Raw genomic sequence first — 15,331 nt, 5'->3', positions numbered from 1 at the left:
AATAGAGTGACCTGACTGATTACTCAATAACGACGCGCTCAGCGGAGTCAGAGGCCTTAACATAGCCAATTTTCCACGCTTTTTCACCCTTGTCATTCAGTAAAGCAATGGCCTGGTCGGCAAGTTCTGCCGGAAGTGCGACCACCATGCCCACGCCACAGTTAAAGGTGCGGTACATTTCGTGACGGCTGACGTTACCGGTAGTCTGCAACCAGGTGAAGACGTCCGGCCACTGCCAGCTGGCTTCTTCGATGATGACCTGAGTGTTTTCCGGCAGTACGCGCGGAATGTTTTCCCAGAAGCCGCCACCGGTCAGGTGAACGATACCGTGAACGTCCACGTTTTCGATCAGATTGAGGATCGACTTCACGTAAATTTTGGTCGGTGCCAGCAGGTGATCGGCCAGGGATTTGCCTGCCAGCGTGGTGGTTTCCGGGTCAGTGTTGCTGACTTCCAGAATTTTGCGCACCAGGGAGTAACCGTTGGAGTGCGGGCCACTGGCGGCGAGGCCGATCAGCACATCGCCGTCAGCCACTTTGCTGCCATCGATAATTTCTGATTTTTCCACTACGCCAACACAGAATCCGGCGACGTCGTAATCTTCGCCGTGGTACATGCCCGGCATTTCAGCGGTTTCGCCGCCGACTAACGCACAGCCAGACTGTTTACAGCCTTCTGCAATACCGGTGATCACACTGGCGGCGATATCGACGTCCAGTTTGCCGGTGGCGTAATAGTCGAGGAAGAAGAGGGGTTCAGCGCCCTGAACGATCAAATCGTTGACGCACATCGCGACCAGGTCGATACCGATAGTATCGTGGCGCTTTAAATCCATCGCCAGACGCAGCTTAGTGCCAACGCCGTCGGTACCCGAAACCAGCACGGGTTCACGATATTTTTGCGGCAGCGCGCAGAGAGCACCAAAACCCCCTAATCCACCCATAACTTCCGGGCGACGGGTCTGTTTTACTACACCTTTAATGCGATCTACCAATGCGTTACCGGCATCGATATCTACGCCTGCGTCTTTATAGCTGAGAGAGGTTTTGTCGGTCACTGCGAAGTCCCCACGGCGGTTTGGGTTGGTGGTTGAAGAATAAAGCGGGGCAATTCTAACAGTGGAAGCAAACGTTTGCGAGCGCCTTATTCAGAGTCACTATCTATACTTAAAGATACAACACTTAGCCGAAGTCATTGGCGTTGCAGCAAGGTAGCAAACGAGCGAATCCCGATGAGCTGAATTGAGTCAGTGATTCGGGTGAGAGACAGCCGCTAACGCAGCTGCGGCTTCAATGAAGAAGGATAAGTTGATTTGGATCAGGCTAATTGGTATGGCGTTCAAAAAAAATGGCGTTATAATCTCGCGATTTTTTTTTTGCAGCTCAACCACCTTAGGAGAATAAATAATGAAGATCGTCGAGGTGAAACACCCGCTGGTGAAACACAAGCTGGGCCTGATGCGTGAAAACGACATCAGCACGAAACGTTTTCGCGAACTGGCTTCTGAGGTGGGAAGTCTGCTGACGTATGAAGCGACTGCCGATTTAGAAACTGAAAAAGTCACCATCGAAGGCTGGAATGGCCCGGTGGAAATCGATCAGATCAAAGGCAAGAAAATTACTGTCGTGCCAATCCTGCGTGCCGGTCTGGGCATGATGGAAGGCGTACTGGAGCACGTTCCGAGTGCGCGTATCAGCGTCGTCGGCGTGTACCGTGATGAAGAAACCCTGAAACCTGTGCCGTATTTCCAGAAGCTGGTTTCTAACATCGAAGAACGTCTGGCGCTGGTCGTTGACCCGATGCTGGCCACCGGTGGTTCTATGATTGCCACCATCGACCTGCTGAAAAAAGCCGGCTGCCAGAGCATTAAAGTGCTGGTGCTGGTTGCCGCACCGGAAGGGATCGCCGCTCTCGAAGCCGCGCACCCGGACGTTGAACTCTACACCGCCTCGGTGGATCAGGGGCTCAACGAGAAAGGCTACATCATCCCGGGGCTCGGTGATGCGGGCGACAAGATATTTGGTACGAAGTAAGCAATTAGCAATAAGCCGACTAAGCAGTCGGCTTTTTTTTGAGATTTTTTTACCCGCCATTTTTACAGAGGATCACATTCATGACCCGTCGTGTCATCGGGGTAAGCGAACGTCCGCCATTGCTGCAGACAATCCCCCTGAGTTTCCAGCATCTGTTTGCCATGTTTGGTGCCACCGTTCTGGTTCCCATTCTGTTTAAGATAAACCCGGCGACGGTGCTGCTGTTCAATGGCATAGGGACTTTGCTGTATTTATTTGTCTGTAAAGGGAAGATACCGGCGTATCTCGGCTCGAGTTTCGCGTTTATTTCACCTGTGCTGTTGCTGTTGCCGATGGGGTATGAAGTGGCGCTGGGCGGATTTATTGCCTGCGGTTTACTGTTTTGTCTGGTGGCGCTGATTGTTAAGAAAGCCGGGATTGGCTGGATCAACGTGATGTTCCCGCCCGCGGCGATGGGTGCAATCGTGGCTGTCATCGGGCTTGAACTGGCCGGTGTCGCAGCGAATATGGCCGGATTGCTGCCTGCCGATGGCGCAACCGTGGATTCCACCACCATCACCATTTCTCTGGTGACGCTGTCGGTGACGATTCTGGGTTCCGTACTGTTCCGCGGTTTCCTGGCGATTATCCCGATCCTGATTGGCGTGCTGGTCGGTTATGCACTCTCGTTCTTCATGGGCGTAGTGGATGTATCTGCTATTGAAAACGCACACTGGTTCGCGCTGCCAACTTTCTATACGCCGCGTTTTGAATGGGTGGCTATCCTCACCATCCTGCCTGCAGCGCTGGTGGTGATTGCTGAGCACGTCGGGCATCTGGTCGTGACGGCAAACATCGTGAAGAAAGATTTGCTGCGGGATCCGGGTTTGCACCGTTCGATGCTGGCGAACGGTCTTTCTACCGTGCTGTCAGGTTTCTTCGGTTCGACGCCAAACACCACCTACGGCGAAAACATCGGCGTGATGGCGATCACCAAGGTTTACAGCACCTGGGTTATCGGCGGCGCGGCAATTCTGGCTATTCTGCTTTCCTGTATCGGGAAACTGGCGGCGGCCATTCAGGCGGTGCCGGTACCGGTGATGGGCGGCGTCTCGCTGCTGCTTTACGGCGTGATTGGCGCTTCGGGGATCCGCGTACTGATTGAATCGAAAGTCGATTACAACAAAGCGCAGAACCTGATCCTGACTGCGGTGATCCTGATCATCGGCGTCAGCGGAGCGAAGATCCACATCGGTGCTGCTGAGCTGAAAGGCATGGCGCTGGCGACGATCGTCGGTATCTTCCTGAGCCTGTTGTTCAAAGTGATTGAGATTTTCCGCGGCGAAGAAAAGATCATTGACGTGGAAGATGAGCGGGAAAATCCGCCAGTCTGACCGTGATCATTCCTGACCGTCAGGCAGCTGCTTGCCGGTCAGGTGCTCGGATCGCAAGCGGTTGCACCGGGTACAGTTCATTTCACGACGGATCCTTGCTAGAATTCGGCAGTTCCTTTTATTGACGTGACAACATCTGCGGTCTTTATGCCGCTTCGGTTGAGGTGCTTCTGAATACGCCGGCACAGCTTTCCCTGCCACTTTATCTACCCGATGATGAAACCTTTGCCAGTTTTTATCCGGGGGAAAACCCTTCTCTGCTATCTGCCATTCAGAGCGCATTGCATCAGGAACACGGCACCTATATTTATTTCTGGTCACGCGAGGGCGGCGGCCGCAGCCATCTGTTACACGCAGCTTGCGCAGAATTATCGCAGCGCGGCGAAGCGGTGGGGTATGTGCCTTTAGACAAGCGGGCTTATTTCGTGCCGGAAGTGCTGGACGGCATGGAGCATCTGGCGCTGGTGTGTATCGATAATATTGAAGGCATTGCCGGTGATGATGAATGGGAAGCCGCTGTTTTCCATCTCTATAACCGCATTCTTGAAACCGGTCGCACGCGTCTGTTTATTACCGGCGATCGTCCTCCGCGTCAGCTGAATCTCAGCCTGCCGGATCTGGCTTCCCGTCTCGACTGGGGGCAAATCTACAAACTTCAGCCACTTTCCGACGAAGAAAAACTTCAGGCATTGCAGTTACGCGCCAAACTGCGCGGCTTTGAATTGCCGGAAGACGTGGGCCGTTTCCTGTTAAAACGGCTGGACAGGGAAATGCGTACGCTGTTTATGACGCTCGATCAGCTCGATCGCGCATCTATCACCGCGCAACGCAAACTGACGATCCCGTTCGTGAAAGAAATTCTCGGGCTGTGAGCGGAAGGCTTTAATGGGAAAGGACAGCCGGGTTCGTGAACCGAACCCGAATGTACTGGCGGGGTTATAAAATCTCTTTCACCTGTTCCGGCGGACGACCTAAACGCGCTTTGCCGTTGGCAACCACAATCGGACGTTCAATCAGCCGCGGATGATCCGCCATTGCCTGTAACAGTTGTTCCTCGCTCAGGTCTTTATCCTTAAGATTCAGATCCTTATAAATCTGCTCGCCTTTGCGCATCAGTTCCCGCGCCGAGCTAAAGCCCAGCAGCCCCAGCAGTTCTTTCAGCTTATCCACCGACGGCTGAGTTTCCAGATACAAAATCACCTGCGGCTCAATGCCTTCTGCTTCCAGTAATTTCAGGGTCTCACGGCTTTTTGAACACGCCGGGTTGTGGTAAATCGCGACATCATGTGGCATTAAAATTTCTCCATTCTGGCGCTGAAATCAGCCTTTCTGATACTGACGGAATCGCCCCTGCAACTGACGAAGCTGGTCGATGCGTGCGTCGTAACGGGCCTGTTCCAGACTGCCTAGTTTTTGTAATGCGCTGGCGTTGCTCAGCATTTCAATCGCCTGATCCAGACGGCCTATTAACGCCATGCTTTCCGCTCTGGCGGCCAGTTCCTGCGCACGCAAACCCTGCGCCGCAGCTGCCTGAGATAACAGATCCCATCCATTCGGATCACCCGGGTAATTGAAAGTATAGCGGTTGAGGATCTTCATGGCATTGGCCGGTTTCGCCCCTTCGAGGTAAGCGTTGGCCAGATTGAGCTGAAGTACCGGATTTGAACTGGTCGCCGCACCCGCCTGTTCCAGACGCGCAATAGCCTGCGGTGCACGTTTGCTCTCGATATCGGTATCGGTCGCTAAATCCAGCAACCATTCGTTGCCGGGATTTTGTGCCAGCAGCGGCTCGAGGATCGCCCGTGCCTGATCGTATTTTTTAGCTTTGTAGAATTGCAGCGCATGGCCGTATTTTGCTGCCAGCTGCTCACGGATATTGCCGTTGCTCAGCTTCAGTAAATAATCATCGCTCAGCGGGAAACTGTCGGAACCGTACATCCCCAATATGCGCACTTTCGCCATGGTGTAATCTTGTGAAGATTGCACAATCGGGTGCGGCATCTGGTTGGCGCGGTTGCGGATATCGGCCAGACGGCTGTCGGGTAACGGGTGCGTCAGCAGCATTTCCGGCGGGCGGGTCGAATAGCTGGCCTGATCGGCCAGTTTTTGCAGGAAGGCGGGCATGGCCTGCGGATCAAATCCGGCACGCTGCAAAACCTGAATGCCGATACGGTCCGCTTCCTGCTCATTGCCTTGCGTGAAGCTGATCATGCCTTGCTGCGTGCCTGCCAGCGTACCGGTCAGCGCTGCCATGCCCATTTGCGGGCTGGCCATCGCCAGCAGGATAGAGCCCAGTGCGCCCACCCAGGTCAGCGGGGCGTTGCGCTGCTGATCTTCCATCGCGCGCGCCAGATGGCGCTGGGTCACGTGGGAAATTTCGTGCGCCATAACCGAAGCCAGCTGGCTCTCATTATCGGTATAACGGAACAGGGAAGAGTGGATCACCACGTTGCCGCCAAAGAAAGCAAAGGCGTTCAGTTCATCGTTATTGACGATAAAAAAATGAAAAGGAGTACGGACGGAATAAGCGTGTGCTACCAGCCGCTGGCCAAGTTCATTGACGTACTGATTAAGCAGCGGATCGTTTATCAGCGGCGTGCTGGCGCGCATCTGACGGACGTAAAAATCGCCCATCTGCAGTTCCTGATTGATGCTCAGCGTGCCGCCTGCGGTGGTACCGATATCGGGTAACTGGTCGCTTACCGGCGGAGCCAGGGGTGAACTGGTTTTGGCAGAACCCACCGGCGTTGACCAGAATGAACTGTCATCCGCACCTGCGGGCAGAATAGAGCCTGTGAGCAGGCTGCCCAGACACAGGGCAATCACCGTTTTTTTCAACCGCATGACCATAAACATTTGCTTCCCAATAAGTGAACCGCGATACCGATGAGCTTTGCGAGCCTTTCTTCCATGATCAGTGAGTCAGACCATTATTTTCTGACGCTTTTCTTTGCGCCTGTCTCTATAGTAGCTATCCTCGTGAGAGTTTAAAACACTGTGCAGCTACAGTTGTATGACAACGAATTTTTTAGATAGTTACTTGTGTCTGCGCGCGCAGGGAACATACAGCGCACACCCGCCAGAACAGGAAACTACAGGAGCGTTCTCTGATGTTGGACATGTTGTTACAGTGGTATCGCCGTCGCTTTACCGATCCCCAGGCCATTGCGCTGCTGGCCATCCTGGTCGCGGGTTTTTGTATTCTTTATTTTCTTAATGGCATTCTTGCTCCGCTTCTGGTGGCGATTGTTCTGGCGTATTTACTGGAATGGCCAACTGTTCGTCTGCAACATATCGGGCTTTCCCGCACGCTTTCCGTCAGCGTCGTGCTGATTATTTTTGCCGGTATTTTACTGCTCGGCATGTTCGTTATAGCGCCGGTTACCTGGCAACAGGGCGTGAATCTGATGACAGATTTGCCCAGTATGCTTAACCGTTTTTACGATTTTGCAGCCACGTTACCCAAGCGTTATCCGGCGCTGGTCGATGCCGGTATCATCGATATGATGGCCGAAAACATGCGCAGCAAGTTATCCGGGCTGGGCGAGTCTGTGGTGAAATATTCACTGGCCTCGCTGGTTGGGTTACTGACGCTGGCGATTTACCTGATTCTGGTGCCGATGATGGTGTTCTTCCTCCTCAAAGATAAAGAGCAGATGCTCAATGCCGTGCGTCGCGTGCTGCCACGCGATCGCGTGCTGCCACGCGATCGCGGGCTGGCCGGACAGGTTTGGGTGGAGATGAATCAGCAAATTACTAATTATATCCGCGGTAAAGTGCTGGAGATGATCATCGTCGGTGTCGCCACTTATCTGGTATTTGTGGTGATGGACATGCGTTACTCGTTGCTGATGGCGGTGCTGGTGGGCGTATCTGTGCTTATCCCGTATATCGGCGCGATGCTGGTGACCATTCCGGTGGTGATTGTGGCGATGTTCCAGTGGGGACTCGGCGCGGATTTCTGGACGCTGATTGTCGCGTATCTGGTCGTTCAGGGACTCGATGGTAACGTGATTGTGCCGCTGCTGTTCTCAGAGGCGGTAAACCTGCATCCGCTGGTGATTATTCTGGCGGTTGTCGTGTTTGGCGGGCTGTGGGGATTCTGGGGTGTATTCTTTGCAATACCGCTGGCGACGCTGGTCAAAGCTGTGGTCCACGTCTGGCCGGATGAATCACTGAACGAAACGGTCTGAGAACCGGCTCTGAGTGAAAAATAAAAAAGCGCGTCTGCGCTTTTTTTTATGAACGTTTGTCAGGCGTGAGAGATCAGGCAGACTTCTCGTTCAGATAGGCCATCACGATGTCATGGTGGTTAGTGGTTTTGAAGTCGTCGAACACTTTCTCGACCTTGCCATTGCCGTCGAGCAGGAAGCTGATGCGATGGATGCCGTCGTAGGTTTTACCCATAAAGGATTTTTCACCCCATACGCCAAACTGCTCGCAGACCTGATGATCTTCATCGGAAAGCAACGTGAAGTTCAGCAGCTCTTTTTCAGCAAAACGCGACAGTTTTTCTGGCTTATCGGTGCTGATCCCCAGCACTTCGACGCCTGCACTTTTCAACTGATCCATGTTATCGCGCAGTCCGCAGGCCTGTACCGTACAACCTGGGGTCATGGCTTTTGGATAGAAATAGACCAGGACACGCTGTCCCTGGAAGTCGGCCAGATTAATTTGTTCACCATCTTGATCGGGTAAACTAAATTGCGGCGCAGGATCACCGGCTTTCAGTGGGCTCATTGTCTTTCTCCGTATCTTTCAGCTGTTACTGCAGTTTATCTTCATTCTCAGAATAACTAACGACGTTAATACTGCCTTGCGCTTTCAGTTCTGTACATAGCTGATGAAACGCCTGCTCAATAATTGCCGGATCGGTATTTGCCGCACTGTGCGCGGTGATCTGGATAGAAAGCTGCGCGGGCAACGTGGCGTCCGCCGGACGCGTTTTTGACGCAAGTTCGGCGATATTCATCTGATGCGTATGGAATAAATCGGTAAAACGCTCAATCAGATGCGGCGAGTCTTTGACTTCCACTTTCACCCACACGGTTGCCGGCATCGGCGGGCGCTCATGCGCGCTGGTGCGTTTCATCACAATCAGCAATTCAAGCTCCGCCCCTTTTTGCGGCAGGCTGGATTCAATCAGGGTGATGGCGTTCCAGCTGCCGGAAAGCAGCATGATGAACGTAAACTCATCGCCCAGCATTGCCAGCCGGCTGTCTTCGATATTACAGCCGCAGCTGCTCACCTGACGGGTAATAGTGTTGACGATACCAGGGCGATCGGCACCCAACGCGGTGATGACCAGATAATGTTGTTGTGGCTGCGGCAAAATGGGTCTTCCTGTCGTGCTTTGGAGTATTCCCAAGGTAAACATAAAAAAAACCGCCGGACAAGCGGTTACCGCTCGTTGATTGCTTGCTTTTGCAGTGGTGTCAAAAGTACCATGAGTGACCTGTTTGTGGAGGGGAAGGTCAATGTTTACGGGAAGTATTGTTGCACTGGTTACGCCGATGGACACCAAAGGTGCCGTCGATCGCGCAAGTCTGAAAAAACTGATTGATTATCATGTGTCCAGTGGTACTGCGGCGATCGTTTCCGTTGGCACAACCGGAGAGTCAGCAACGCTGAGCCACGAAGAGCATGGTGACGTGGTCTTACAAACACTGGAACTGGCCGACGGCCGCATTCCGGTGATCGCAGGCACAGGTGCAAATGCCACCGCTGAAGCGATTTCTCTGACGCAACGTTTTGAAAAAAGTGGCGTTGTTGGCTGCCTGACAGTCACCCCTTATTACAACCGTCCGACTCAGGAAGGCCTGTATCAGCACTTCAAAGCTATCGCTGAAAACACCTCCCTGCCGCAAATTCTCTACAACGTGCCTTCACGTACCGGCTGCGATATGCTGCCGCCGACCATCGCGCGTTTAGCAAAATTGAAGAATATTGTTGCTGTTAAAGAGGCAACAGGGAACTTAAGTCGTGTTAGTCAGATCCAAGTGTTGGTTGATGATGAAGATTTCATTCTGCTGAGCGGCGATGACGCCAGTGGTCTGGACTTTATGCAGCTGGGTGGCAAGGGCGTTATTTCCGTTACTGCTAACGTCGCTGCCCGTGAAATGGCACAACTTTGTGAGCTGGCTGCTCTTGGCAATTTTGCCGAGGCGCGTCGCCTGAATCAGCGCCTGATGCCTTTGCATCAGAATTTGTTTGTAGAAGCAAACCCAATCCCGGTGAAATGGGCCTGTAAGGCACTGGGTTTGATGGCAACCGATACGATGCGTCTGCCTATGACGCCGTTAACAGATGCTGCCCGTCCGGTCGTGGAAGAAGCATTAAAAAGCGCCGGTTTGCTGTAACTCTTAGGAAGATTTGATGGCCTCTTTATTTGACAAGAATAGTTTCCAGATGACCCGATTGCAGAAAACAGCCGTAGCAAAAGTCGTGGGTGTTTCCCTGATTATGCTGCTGGCTGCATGTTCCAGTGACCAGCGCTACAAGCGCCAGGTGAGCGGTGATGAAGCCTACCTGGATGCGCCCGCGCTGCATGAGCTGAAAGCACCATCAGGCATGATCCTGCCAGTGCAGAACGGCACTTATGATATTCAGCAAGGCGCAATGCAGGGCGCGGTAGGTAAGCAGCTCGACATTCGTCCACCTGCCCAGCCGCTGGCATTGCTGAACGGTTCTCAGACTCAGTTCTCCGGCGACACCAGTACCGTGCTGCTGGAAAACACGCCGCAAAACCGTGATTTGTGGAACAACGTCGTTAAAGCTGTTGAGCAAAATAAATTCAAAATTGCCAACCGTGATGACGCGAACCAGACGCTCTCCACCGATTTCATTGACTGGAATCGTGCGGATGAAGACTTCCAGTATCAGGGCCGTTATCAGATCAGCGTGAAACAGCAGAGCTACCAGCTGGCACTGACCGTGAAAACGCTTGAGCTGAAACAGCAAGATAAAGCGGTGACGTCTACTGCCGAAATCCAGCGCTACAACAGCCAGATGATGAACGCCATCACGGCGAACCTGGATAAAGTGCAGCAGGATACTCAGGCGCGTCTCGATAACCGCCGCGTAGGTGATATCGACGTCCAGAGCGGCGCTGATGATACCGGCTTACCGGTGCTGATCGTCCGTTCATCTTACGGCGTGGTCTGGGATCGTCTGCCTAATGCCCTGGCGAAAGCCGGCATGAAAGTGACCGACAGCAGCCGTCCGCAAGGCACAATGTCTGTGACTTACAAACCGCTGAATGACGATGCGTGGCAGACACTGGGTGCGAAAGATCCGGGCCTCAGCTCCGGTGATTACAAACTTCAGGTTGGCGACCTCGACAACCGTAGTAGCTTGCAGTTCCTTGATCCGAAAGGACATGCTCTCAGCCAGTCGCAGAACGACGCGATGGTGGCGGTCATGCAGGCCGCGTTTAGCCAGAGCAGCGCAAAATAATACCAAGGGGCTCCGGCCCCTTTTTACATCTGTTTTTTCCACTGGAGTAAGTAAAGATGCAAAAGTTAGCTGAGTTGTATCGCGGCAAGGCGAAAACCGTCTACACCACCGAAAACCCGGACCTTCTGGTACTGGAGTTCCGTAACGATACGTCAGCACTGGATGGTCAGCGTATTGAGCAGTTCGACCGTAAAGGTATGGTTAACAACAAATTTAACCATTTCATCATGGCTAAGCTGGAAGAAGCCGGTATTCCTACTCAAATGGAACGCCTGTTGTCTGACACTGAAGTGCTGGTGAAAAAACTGGATATGGTCCCGGTTGAATGCGTTATCCGTAACCGTGCTGCTGGTTCGCTGGTAAAACGTCTGGGCATTGAAGAAGGTCTGGAACTGAACCCGCCGTTGTTCGACCTGTTCCTGAAAAACGATGCGATGCACGATCCGATGGTCAACGAGTCTTACTGCAAAACCTTTGGCTGGGTGAACGAAGAAAACCTCGCGCGCATGAAAGAGCTGAGCTACAAAGCCAACGACGTGCTGAGCAAACTGTTTGATGATGCCGGTCTGATCCTGGTCGATTTCAAACTGGAATTCGGTCTGTTCAATGGTGAAGTGGTGCTGGGTGATGAGTTCTCACCAGACGGCAGCCGCCTGTGGGATAAAGAAACCCTGAACAAGATGGACAAAGACCGTTATCGCCAGAGCCTCGGTGGACTGATTGAAGCCTATGAAGAAGTGGCTCACCGTATTGGTGTGAAACTGGACTAAGCGGCGCATTATTTTTTTAGCCAGACTGCGCAATCGTTTACGTGGTGCGCACTTAACGGGTGATGGTCTCCGTCACCCGTTCTCTTCCCTGCATTTAATTTTCCTGTTTTCACACTGATTCCTTTCATTTAATCCCTTCGTCACTAAAATTACGTCCTTTCGCAGATGGTATTAACTGCGTGTGCTGGCTAGTCTTAAAAAAACAGGTTGGAGGTATCTATGCGTTGGCAAGGGCGTCGCGAAAGCGACAATGTAGAAGACAGACGCGGACAGGGATCTAACGGCGGCGGCGGTTTAGGTGGCGGGGGGATGCGTCTGCCTATCCGTGGCAAAAGCGGCATTGTGATTATCATTGTGGTGCTGGTTGCCGGTTATTACGGTATCGACCTCACTCCGCTGATTGACGGCGGACAGTCCGGCGGTATGCAGCAACAGACACAGTCACAATCCATCAGCCCGAAAGATGATGAGCAGGCAAAATTCACCTCGGTGATCCTCGCCTCAACGGAAGACACCTGGAAAGAGATTTTCCAGAAGCAGGGCATGACTTACCGTGAGCCGAAACTGGTGATGTATCGCGGCGCAACCCGTACCGGTTGCGGTACCGGCCAGTCGGTGATGGGCCCGTTCTACTGCCCGGCGGACAGCACGGTGTATATCGATTTGTCTTTCTATCAGGAATTGCAGAACAAACTCGGCGCGGGCGGTGATTTTGCGCAAGGCTATGTGGTCGCGCACGAAGTCGGTCACCATGTGCAGAACTTGCTGGGTACTGAGCGCAAGGTTCGCGAAATGCAGCAGGGCGCATCGCAGACGGTGGTGAATCAGCTGTCGGTGAAAATGGAATTGCAGGCTGACTGCTACGCCGGTGTCTGGGGACACGCCATGCAACAGCAAAACGTTCTCGAAGAGGGCGACCTGAAAGAAGCGCTGGATGCTGCGCGTGCCATCGGCGATGACCGTTTACAGCAGCAAAGTCAGGGACGCGTTGTGCCGGACAGCTTCACACACGGTACGTCTGAACAGCGTTATACCTGGTTCAAACGCGGATTTGATACCGGTAATCCTGACCAGTGCAACACCTTCGCCAGCCGCTGATTAACACGCAATAAGCGCTGGTCTGCTGCCAAAAACTGTTCAATAATCAATGACCGATCCAGAGAGGCTCAGTGAGCCTCTCTTTTTTCCTCATGTTGAACCGCTGGGAATGCCATGGCTTTTCTCGATCCAACCCTTTTGATTTTACTTGTCTTCGCCGGTCTGGGCATCATCAGCCACAACAGCGCCGTCACCATCGCAATGTTCTTCCTTCTTACGGTACGCATTACGCCGCTGAACAACTTTTTCCCGTGGATTGAAAAATACGGTCTGACCATCGGCATTATTATTCTGACCATTGGCGTGATGGCGCCGATTGCCAGCGGAAAAATCAGCGCCAGCACCGTGGTGCATTCTTTCTTCCACTGGAAATCCATTGTCGCCATTCTGGTGGGCGTGCTGGTGTCCTGGCTTGGCGGACGCGGCCTGACACTGATGGGTACACAGCCGCATCTGGTGGCGGGTTTGCTGGTAGGCACCGTGCTGGGCGTGGCGATGTTTAAAGGTGTGCCGGTCGGGCCGCTGATCGCTGCCGGTCTGTTATCGATGATTGTCGGGAAAACCTGACATGTCAGTCACTTTGCCACAGCAACAGATGCAGCGGCTGGGCGTCCGGCGTTTGCTGGTGTTCAGTGGCGACGCGCAGTGGTGTGAACAACAGGCCATTCAGTTCTGCGCACAGAGTGCCGGTGACTGGCTCTGGCTCAGTGATTCCGCGCCTGACGACGTGAACGCCTGTTCGCCGTCAGCGGCACATACGCTGCTGGGGCAGGATGTTTTTCACGGCGTGTTTGATGCCCGCCATAGCCTGAATGTCGAGGCGCTGGCGGCATTTTCCGGCGCATTGAAAGCCGGAAGCTGGCTGATTTTACTGGTGCCGGAATGGAGCGCCTGGGCCGACACGCCGGATGCCGATAGCCTGCGCTGGAGCGAACAGCCGCAGGCGATCCCCACGCCGCGCTTTATCCGTCGTTTCCAGTCTTTGCTTGAAAAATACCGCAGCGTCACGGTTTGGCGGCAGAATCAGCCTTTTGAGCTCGCGCCGTTGCCCGTTGCAGCTGACTGGCTGCCACCCGACGGTCAGCCCACTGCTGAGCAATCGCAAATTTTACAACAACTGATGCAGGCTCAGTCCGGCGTGTGGGTGCTGACCGCGCCGCGTGGTCGGGGTAAATCGACGCTGGCGGGCATGTTGATCCGTCGGTGGCCGGGCAGCTGTTGCGTGACCGCACCGGCCAAAGCGTCGGCCAGCCAGATACTTAATCAGCCAGCTGAATCTGCTCATTTTATCGCGCCTGATGCGCTGCTGGCGTTATGCCGCGAAGGCGCTGTCACCGGCGCTGACTGGCTGATTATCGACGAAGCTGCTGCTATTCCGGCACCGATGCTTTCAGAGCTGGTTGCGGCTTTCCCGCGTGTGTTGCTGACCACTACGGTTCAGGGATATGAAGGCACGGGGCGCGGGTTCTTACTCAAATTCTGTGCGTCTTTGCCGCTGTGGCATGACCTGCGTCTCAATGCGCCGGTCCGCTGGTCAGCTGCCGATACCCTCGAACCGTTCATCAGCGATTTATTGCTGTTTGATGAGCATCTGCCGGTTGCTGAACATACGTGCGGCACATCAGAAATAGTCCCGGTTAATGCCGGAGACTGGCTGAGTGAACCGGCACTGTTGCAGGATTTCTACGGCCTGCTCACCAGCGCGCATTACCGTACGTCACCGCTGGATTTGCGTCGTCTGCTGGATGCGCCGGGTATGATCTTCAGCGCATCGCGGATGCACAACACGCTGACGGGGGCGTTATGGCTGGTGGATGAGGGCGGACTGAGTGCGGAACTGGCGCAGGACGTCTGGGCGGGCAGGCGACGTCCGCGGGGCAATCTGGTCGCACAATCACTTGCGGCTCACGCGGGTTTCCCCGAAGCCGCCGTATTACGTTCACGGCGCGTCAGCCGCATTGCGGTACATCCCGCGTTTCGCCGTCGGGGTATTGCCCGTGATTTGCTGGCGGAACAGCAACAGCGTGCGCAGCAGGCGGGGCTGGATTTCCTGTCGGTGAGTTTTGGCTACACGTCAGGTCTGGCGTCATTATGGCAGCAGGCCGGATTCCGGCTGGTGCGTATCAGTATGCAGAAAGAAGCCAGCAGCGGATGTTATGCCGCGATGGCGATATTACCGCTCAGTGCGGCAGGGCAGGCGCTGGCAGAGAGTGCAGAATCTCAGCTTAACCGTGACTGGCGCTGGCTGGCGCCGCTGATGGATCTGGTGTTACCGCTAAACAGCCCGGCAGACACGCAGCCTGACGACGCGGACTGGCGCGAACTGAACGGATTCGCTTTTGCTCATCGTCCGCTGGAAAGTAGTTTACCGGCGCTCAATCGCCTGCTTTTACATAGTGTTTTGCCGCTGACCGCGCTGCGCGCTTATCTGCAACAGGGGCAGAGCGTGGCAGAAATTGTCTCGGCGCTGAAACTTTCCGGCCGTAAAGCCTTGCTGACCCGCTGGCGTCAGGAAACACAACAGGCACTGAAAGACGCGGGAACTGCGGAATAAGTCACCGGTTTTATTGCAAAAAATGGAAAGACTCGTTCAATAAAACCC

At 54.0% G+C, this 15,331-nt stretch carries 15 protein-coding genes; 10 read left to right on the top strand and 5 right to left on the bottom strand.

Going from position 1 to position 15,331, the window contains the following annotated elements:
- Window positions 1–19: 19 nt before the first annotated feature.
- Complete coding sequence (gene purM, locus ACJY2G_RS11305; protein WP_120160253.1) at window positions 20–1,057, bottom strand: phosphoribosylformylglycinamidine cyclo-ligase; 1,038 nt, start codon at window positions 1,055–1,057, stop codon at window positions 20–22.
- Window positions 1,058–1,406: 349 nt separating this feature from the next.
- Here purM and upp point away from each other — a divergent pair, with 349 nt between their 5' ends.
- The 3 genes from upp to hda all read left to right on the top strand — a co-directional run bounded on the left by upp (window position 1,407) and on the right by hda (window position 4,278).
- Window positions 1,407–2,033 carry a uracil phosphoribosyltransferase gene (upp, locus tag ACJY2G_RS11300; RefSeq protein WP_095925026.1) on the top strand — a complete coding sequence of 209 codons (627 nt, stop codon included), beginning with the start codon at window positions 1,407–1,409 and terminating at the stop codon, window positions 2,031–2,033.
- An 80-nt stretch (window positions 2,034–2,113) separates the two neighbouring features.
- A complete protein-coding gene (uraA, locus tag ACJY2G_RS11295) occupies window positions 2,114–3,406 on the top strand; it encodes a uracil permease (RefSeq protein WP_430318924.1) in 1,293 nt (430 codons plus the stop codon).
- Window positions 3,407–3,570: 164 nt separating this feature from the next.
- A complete protein-coding gene (gene hda, locus ACJY2G_RS11290; protein WP_013576559.1) occupies window positions 3,571–4,278 on the top strand; it encodes a DnaA inactivator Hda in 708 nt (235 codons plus the stop codon).
- Window positions 4,279–4,342: 64 nt separating this feature from the next.
- Here hda and arsC read toward each other — a convergent pair whose 3' ends face one another.
- Together arsC and ACJY2G_RS11280 are read right to left on the bottom strand one after the other, a co-directional pair.
- Window positions 4,343–4,699: an arsenate reductase (glutaredoxin) gene (gene arsC / locus ACJY2G_RS11285; RefSeq protein WP_217174156.1), complete on the bottom strand. Its 357-nt coding sequence runs from the start codon at window positions 4,697–4,699 to the stop codon at window positions 4,343–4,345.
- A 27-nt stretch (window positions 4,700–4,726) separates the two neighbouring features.
- Window positions 4,727–6,256: a M48 family metalloprotease gene (locus ACJY2G_RS11280; protein WP_430319106.1), complete on the bottom strand. Its 1,530-nt coding sequence runs from the start codon at window positions 6,254–6,256 to the stop codon at window positions 4,727–4,729.
- A gap of 260 nt (window positions 6,257–6,516) precedes the next feature.
- On the opposite strand from ACJY2G_RS11280, the gene ACJY2G_RS11275 reads away from it, so the two are divergent.
- The gene (locus tag ACJY2G_RS11275) at window positions 6,517–7,599 is read left to right on the top strand and encodes an AI-2E family transporter (protein WP_439291758.1); all 1,083 of its coding nucleotides are present in this window, start codon (window positions 6,517–6,519) and stop codon (window positions 7,597–7,599) included.
- Window positions 7,600–7,672: 73 nt separating this feature from the next.
- On the opposite strand, the gene bcp is transcribed toward ACJY2G_RS11275, so the two are convergent.
- Window positions 7,673–8,146 (bottom strand): thioredoxin-dependent thiol peroxidase, encoded by a 474-nt coding sequence (gene bcp / locus ACJY2G_RS11270; RefSeq protein WP_112287579.1) that lies wholly within the window; start codon window positions 8,144–8,146, stop codon window positions 7,673–7,675.
- 25 nt (window positions 8,147–8,171) lie between these two features.
- Complete coding sequence (locus ACJY2G_RS11265) at window positions 8,172–8,738, bottom strand: glycine cleavage system transcriptional repressor (RefSeq protein ID WP_439291757.1); 567 nt, start codon at window positions 8,736–8,738, stop codon at window positions 8,172–8,174.
- Between the two features lie 145 nt (window positions 8,739–8,883).
- On the opposite strand from ACJY2G_RS11265, the gene dapA reads away from it, so the two are divergent.
- From dapA to ACJY2G_RS11235, 6 genes are all read left to right on the top strand, one after another.
- The gene (gene dapA / locus ACJY2G_RS11260; protein WP_095925033.1) at window positions 8,884–9,765 is read left to right on the top strand and encodes a 4-hydroxy-tetrahydrodipicolinate synthase; all 882 of its coding nucleotides are present in this window, start codon (window positions 8,884–8,886) and stop codon (window positions 9,763–9,765) included.
- Between the two features lie 16 nt (window positions 9,766–9,781).
- Window positions 9,782–10,861: an outer membrane protein assembly factor BamC gene (bamC, locus tag ACJY2G_RS11255; RefSeq protein ID WP_430318926.1), complete on the top strand. Its 1,080-nt coding sequence runs from the start codon at window positions 9,782–9,784 to the stop codon at window positions 10,859–10,861.
- A 56-nt stretch (window positions 10,862–10,917) separates the two neighbouring features.
- Window positions 10,918–11,631, top strand: coding sequence for a phosphoribosylaminoimidazolesuccinocarboxamide synthase (gene purC / locus ACJY2G_RS11250; RefSeq protein ID WP_015698209.1), 714 nt, complete (start codon window positions 10,918–10,920; stop codon window positions 11,629–11,631).
- Between the two features lie 219 nt (window positions 11,632–11,850).
- Window positions 11,851–12,729 carry a KPN_02809 family neutral zinc metallopeptidase gene (gene ypfJ / locus ACJY2G_RS11245; protein WP_112287583.1) on the top strand — a complete coding sequence of 293 codons (879 nt, stop codon included), beginning with the start codon at window positions 11,851–11,853 and terminating at the stop codon, window positions 12,727–12,729.
- Between the two features lie 114 nt (window positions 12,730–12,843).
- Window positions 12,844–13,296 carry a DUF441 domain-containing protein gene (locus ACJY2G_RS11240; protein WP_112287584.1) on the top strand — a complete coding sequence of 151 codons (453 nt, stop codon included), beginning with the start codon at window positions 12,844–12,846 and terminating at the stop codon, window positions 13,294–13,296.
- Between the two features lies 1 nt (window position 13,297).
- On the top strand, window positions 13,298–15,283 hold the full coding sequence (locus ACJY2G_RS11235) for a tRNA(Met) cytidine acetyltransferase TmcA (RefSeq protein ID WP_439291756.1): 1,986 nt from the start codon (window positions 13,298–13,300) through the stop codon (window positions 15,281–15,283).
- The last annotated feature ends 48 nt before the right edge of the window (window positions 15,284–15,331 follow it).

Source organism: Rahnella sp. ATs2 (assembly GCF_051851855.1).
GTDB lineage: Bacteria > Pseudomonadota > Gammaproteobacteria > Enterobacterales > Enterobacteriaceae > Rahnella > Rahnella variigena.
Note: the sequence above shows the minus strand (reverse complement) of the source record. Positions and strands in the feature narration are given on the sequence as shown.

Excerpts from the sequence above, each read along its gene's own strand:
- bcp (WP_112287579.1), bottom strand. The coding sequence starts at position 8,146 with ATGAGCCCACTGAAAGCCGGTGATCCTGCGCCGCAATTTAGTTTACCC.
- uraA (WP_430318924.1), top strand. The coding sequence starts at position 2,114 with ATGACCCGTCGTGTCATCGGGGTAAGCGAACGTCCGCCATTGCTGCAG.
- ypfJ (WP_112287583.1), top strand. The coding sequence starts at position 11,851 with ATGCGTTGGCAAGGGCGTCGCGAAAGCGACAATGTAGAAGACAGACGC.
- ACJY2G_RS11280 (WP_430319106.1), bottom strand. The coding sequence starts at position 6,256 with ATGGTCATGCGGTTGAAAAAAACGGTGATTGCCCTGTGTCTGGGCAGC.
- ACJY2G_RS11275 (WP_439291758.1), top strand. The coding sequence starts at position 6,517 with ATGTTGGACATGTTGTTACAGTGGTATCGCCGTCGCTTTACCGATCCC.
- dapA (WP_095925033.1), top strand. The coding sequence starts at position 8,884 with ATGTTTACGGGAAGTATTGTTGCACTGGTTACGCCGATGGACACCAAA.
- ACJY2G_RS11235 (WP_439291756.1), top strand. The coding sequence starts at position 13,298 with ATGTCAGTCACTTTGCCACAGCAACAGATGCAGCGGCTGGGCGTCCGG.
- upp (WP_095925026.1), top strand. The coding sequence starts at position 1,407 with ATGAAGATCGTCGAGGTGAAACACCCGCTGGTGAAACACAAGCTGGGC.
- ACJY2G_RS11240 (WP_112287584.1), top strand. The coding sequence starts at position 12,844 with ATGGCTTTTCTCGATCCAACCCTTTTGATTTTACTTGTCTTCGCCGGT.
- purC (WP_015698209.1), top strand. The coding sequence starts at position 10,918 with ATGCAAAAGTTAGCTGAGTTGTATCGCGGCAAGGCGAAAACCGTCTAC.
- arsC (WP_217174156.1), bottom strand. The coding sequence starts at position 4,699 with ATGCCACATGATGTCGCGATTTACCACAACCCGGCGTGTTCAAAAAGC.
- bamC (WP_430318926.1), top strand. The coding sequence starts at position 9,782 with ATGGCCTCTTTATTTGACAAGAATAGTTTCCAGATGACCCGATTGCAG.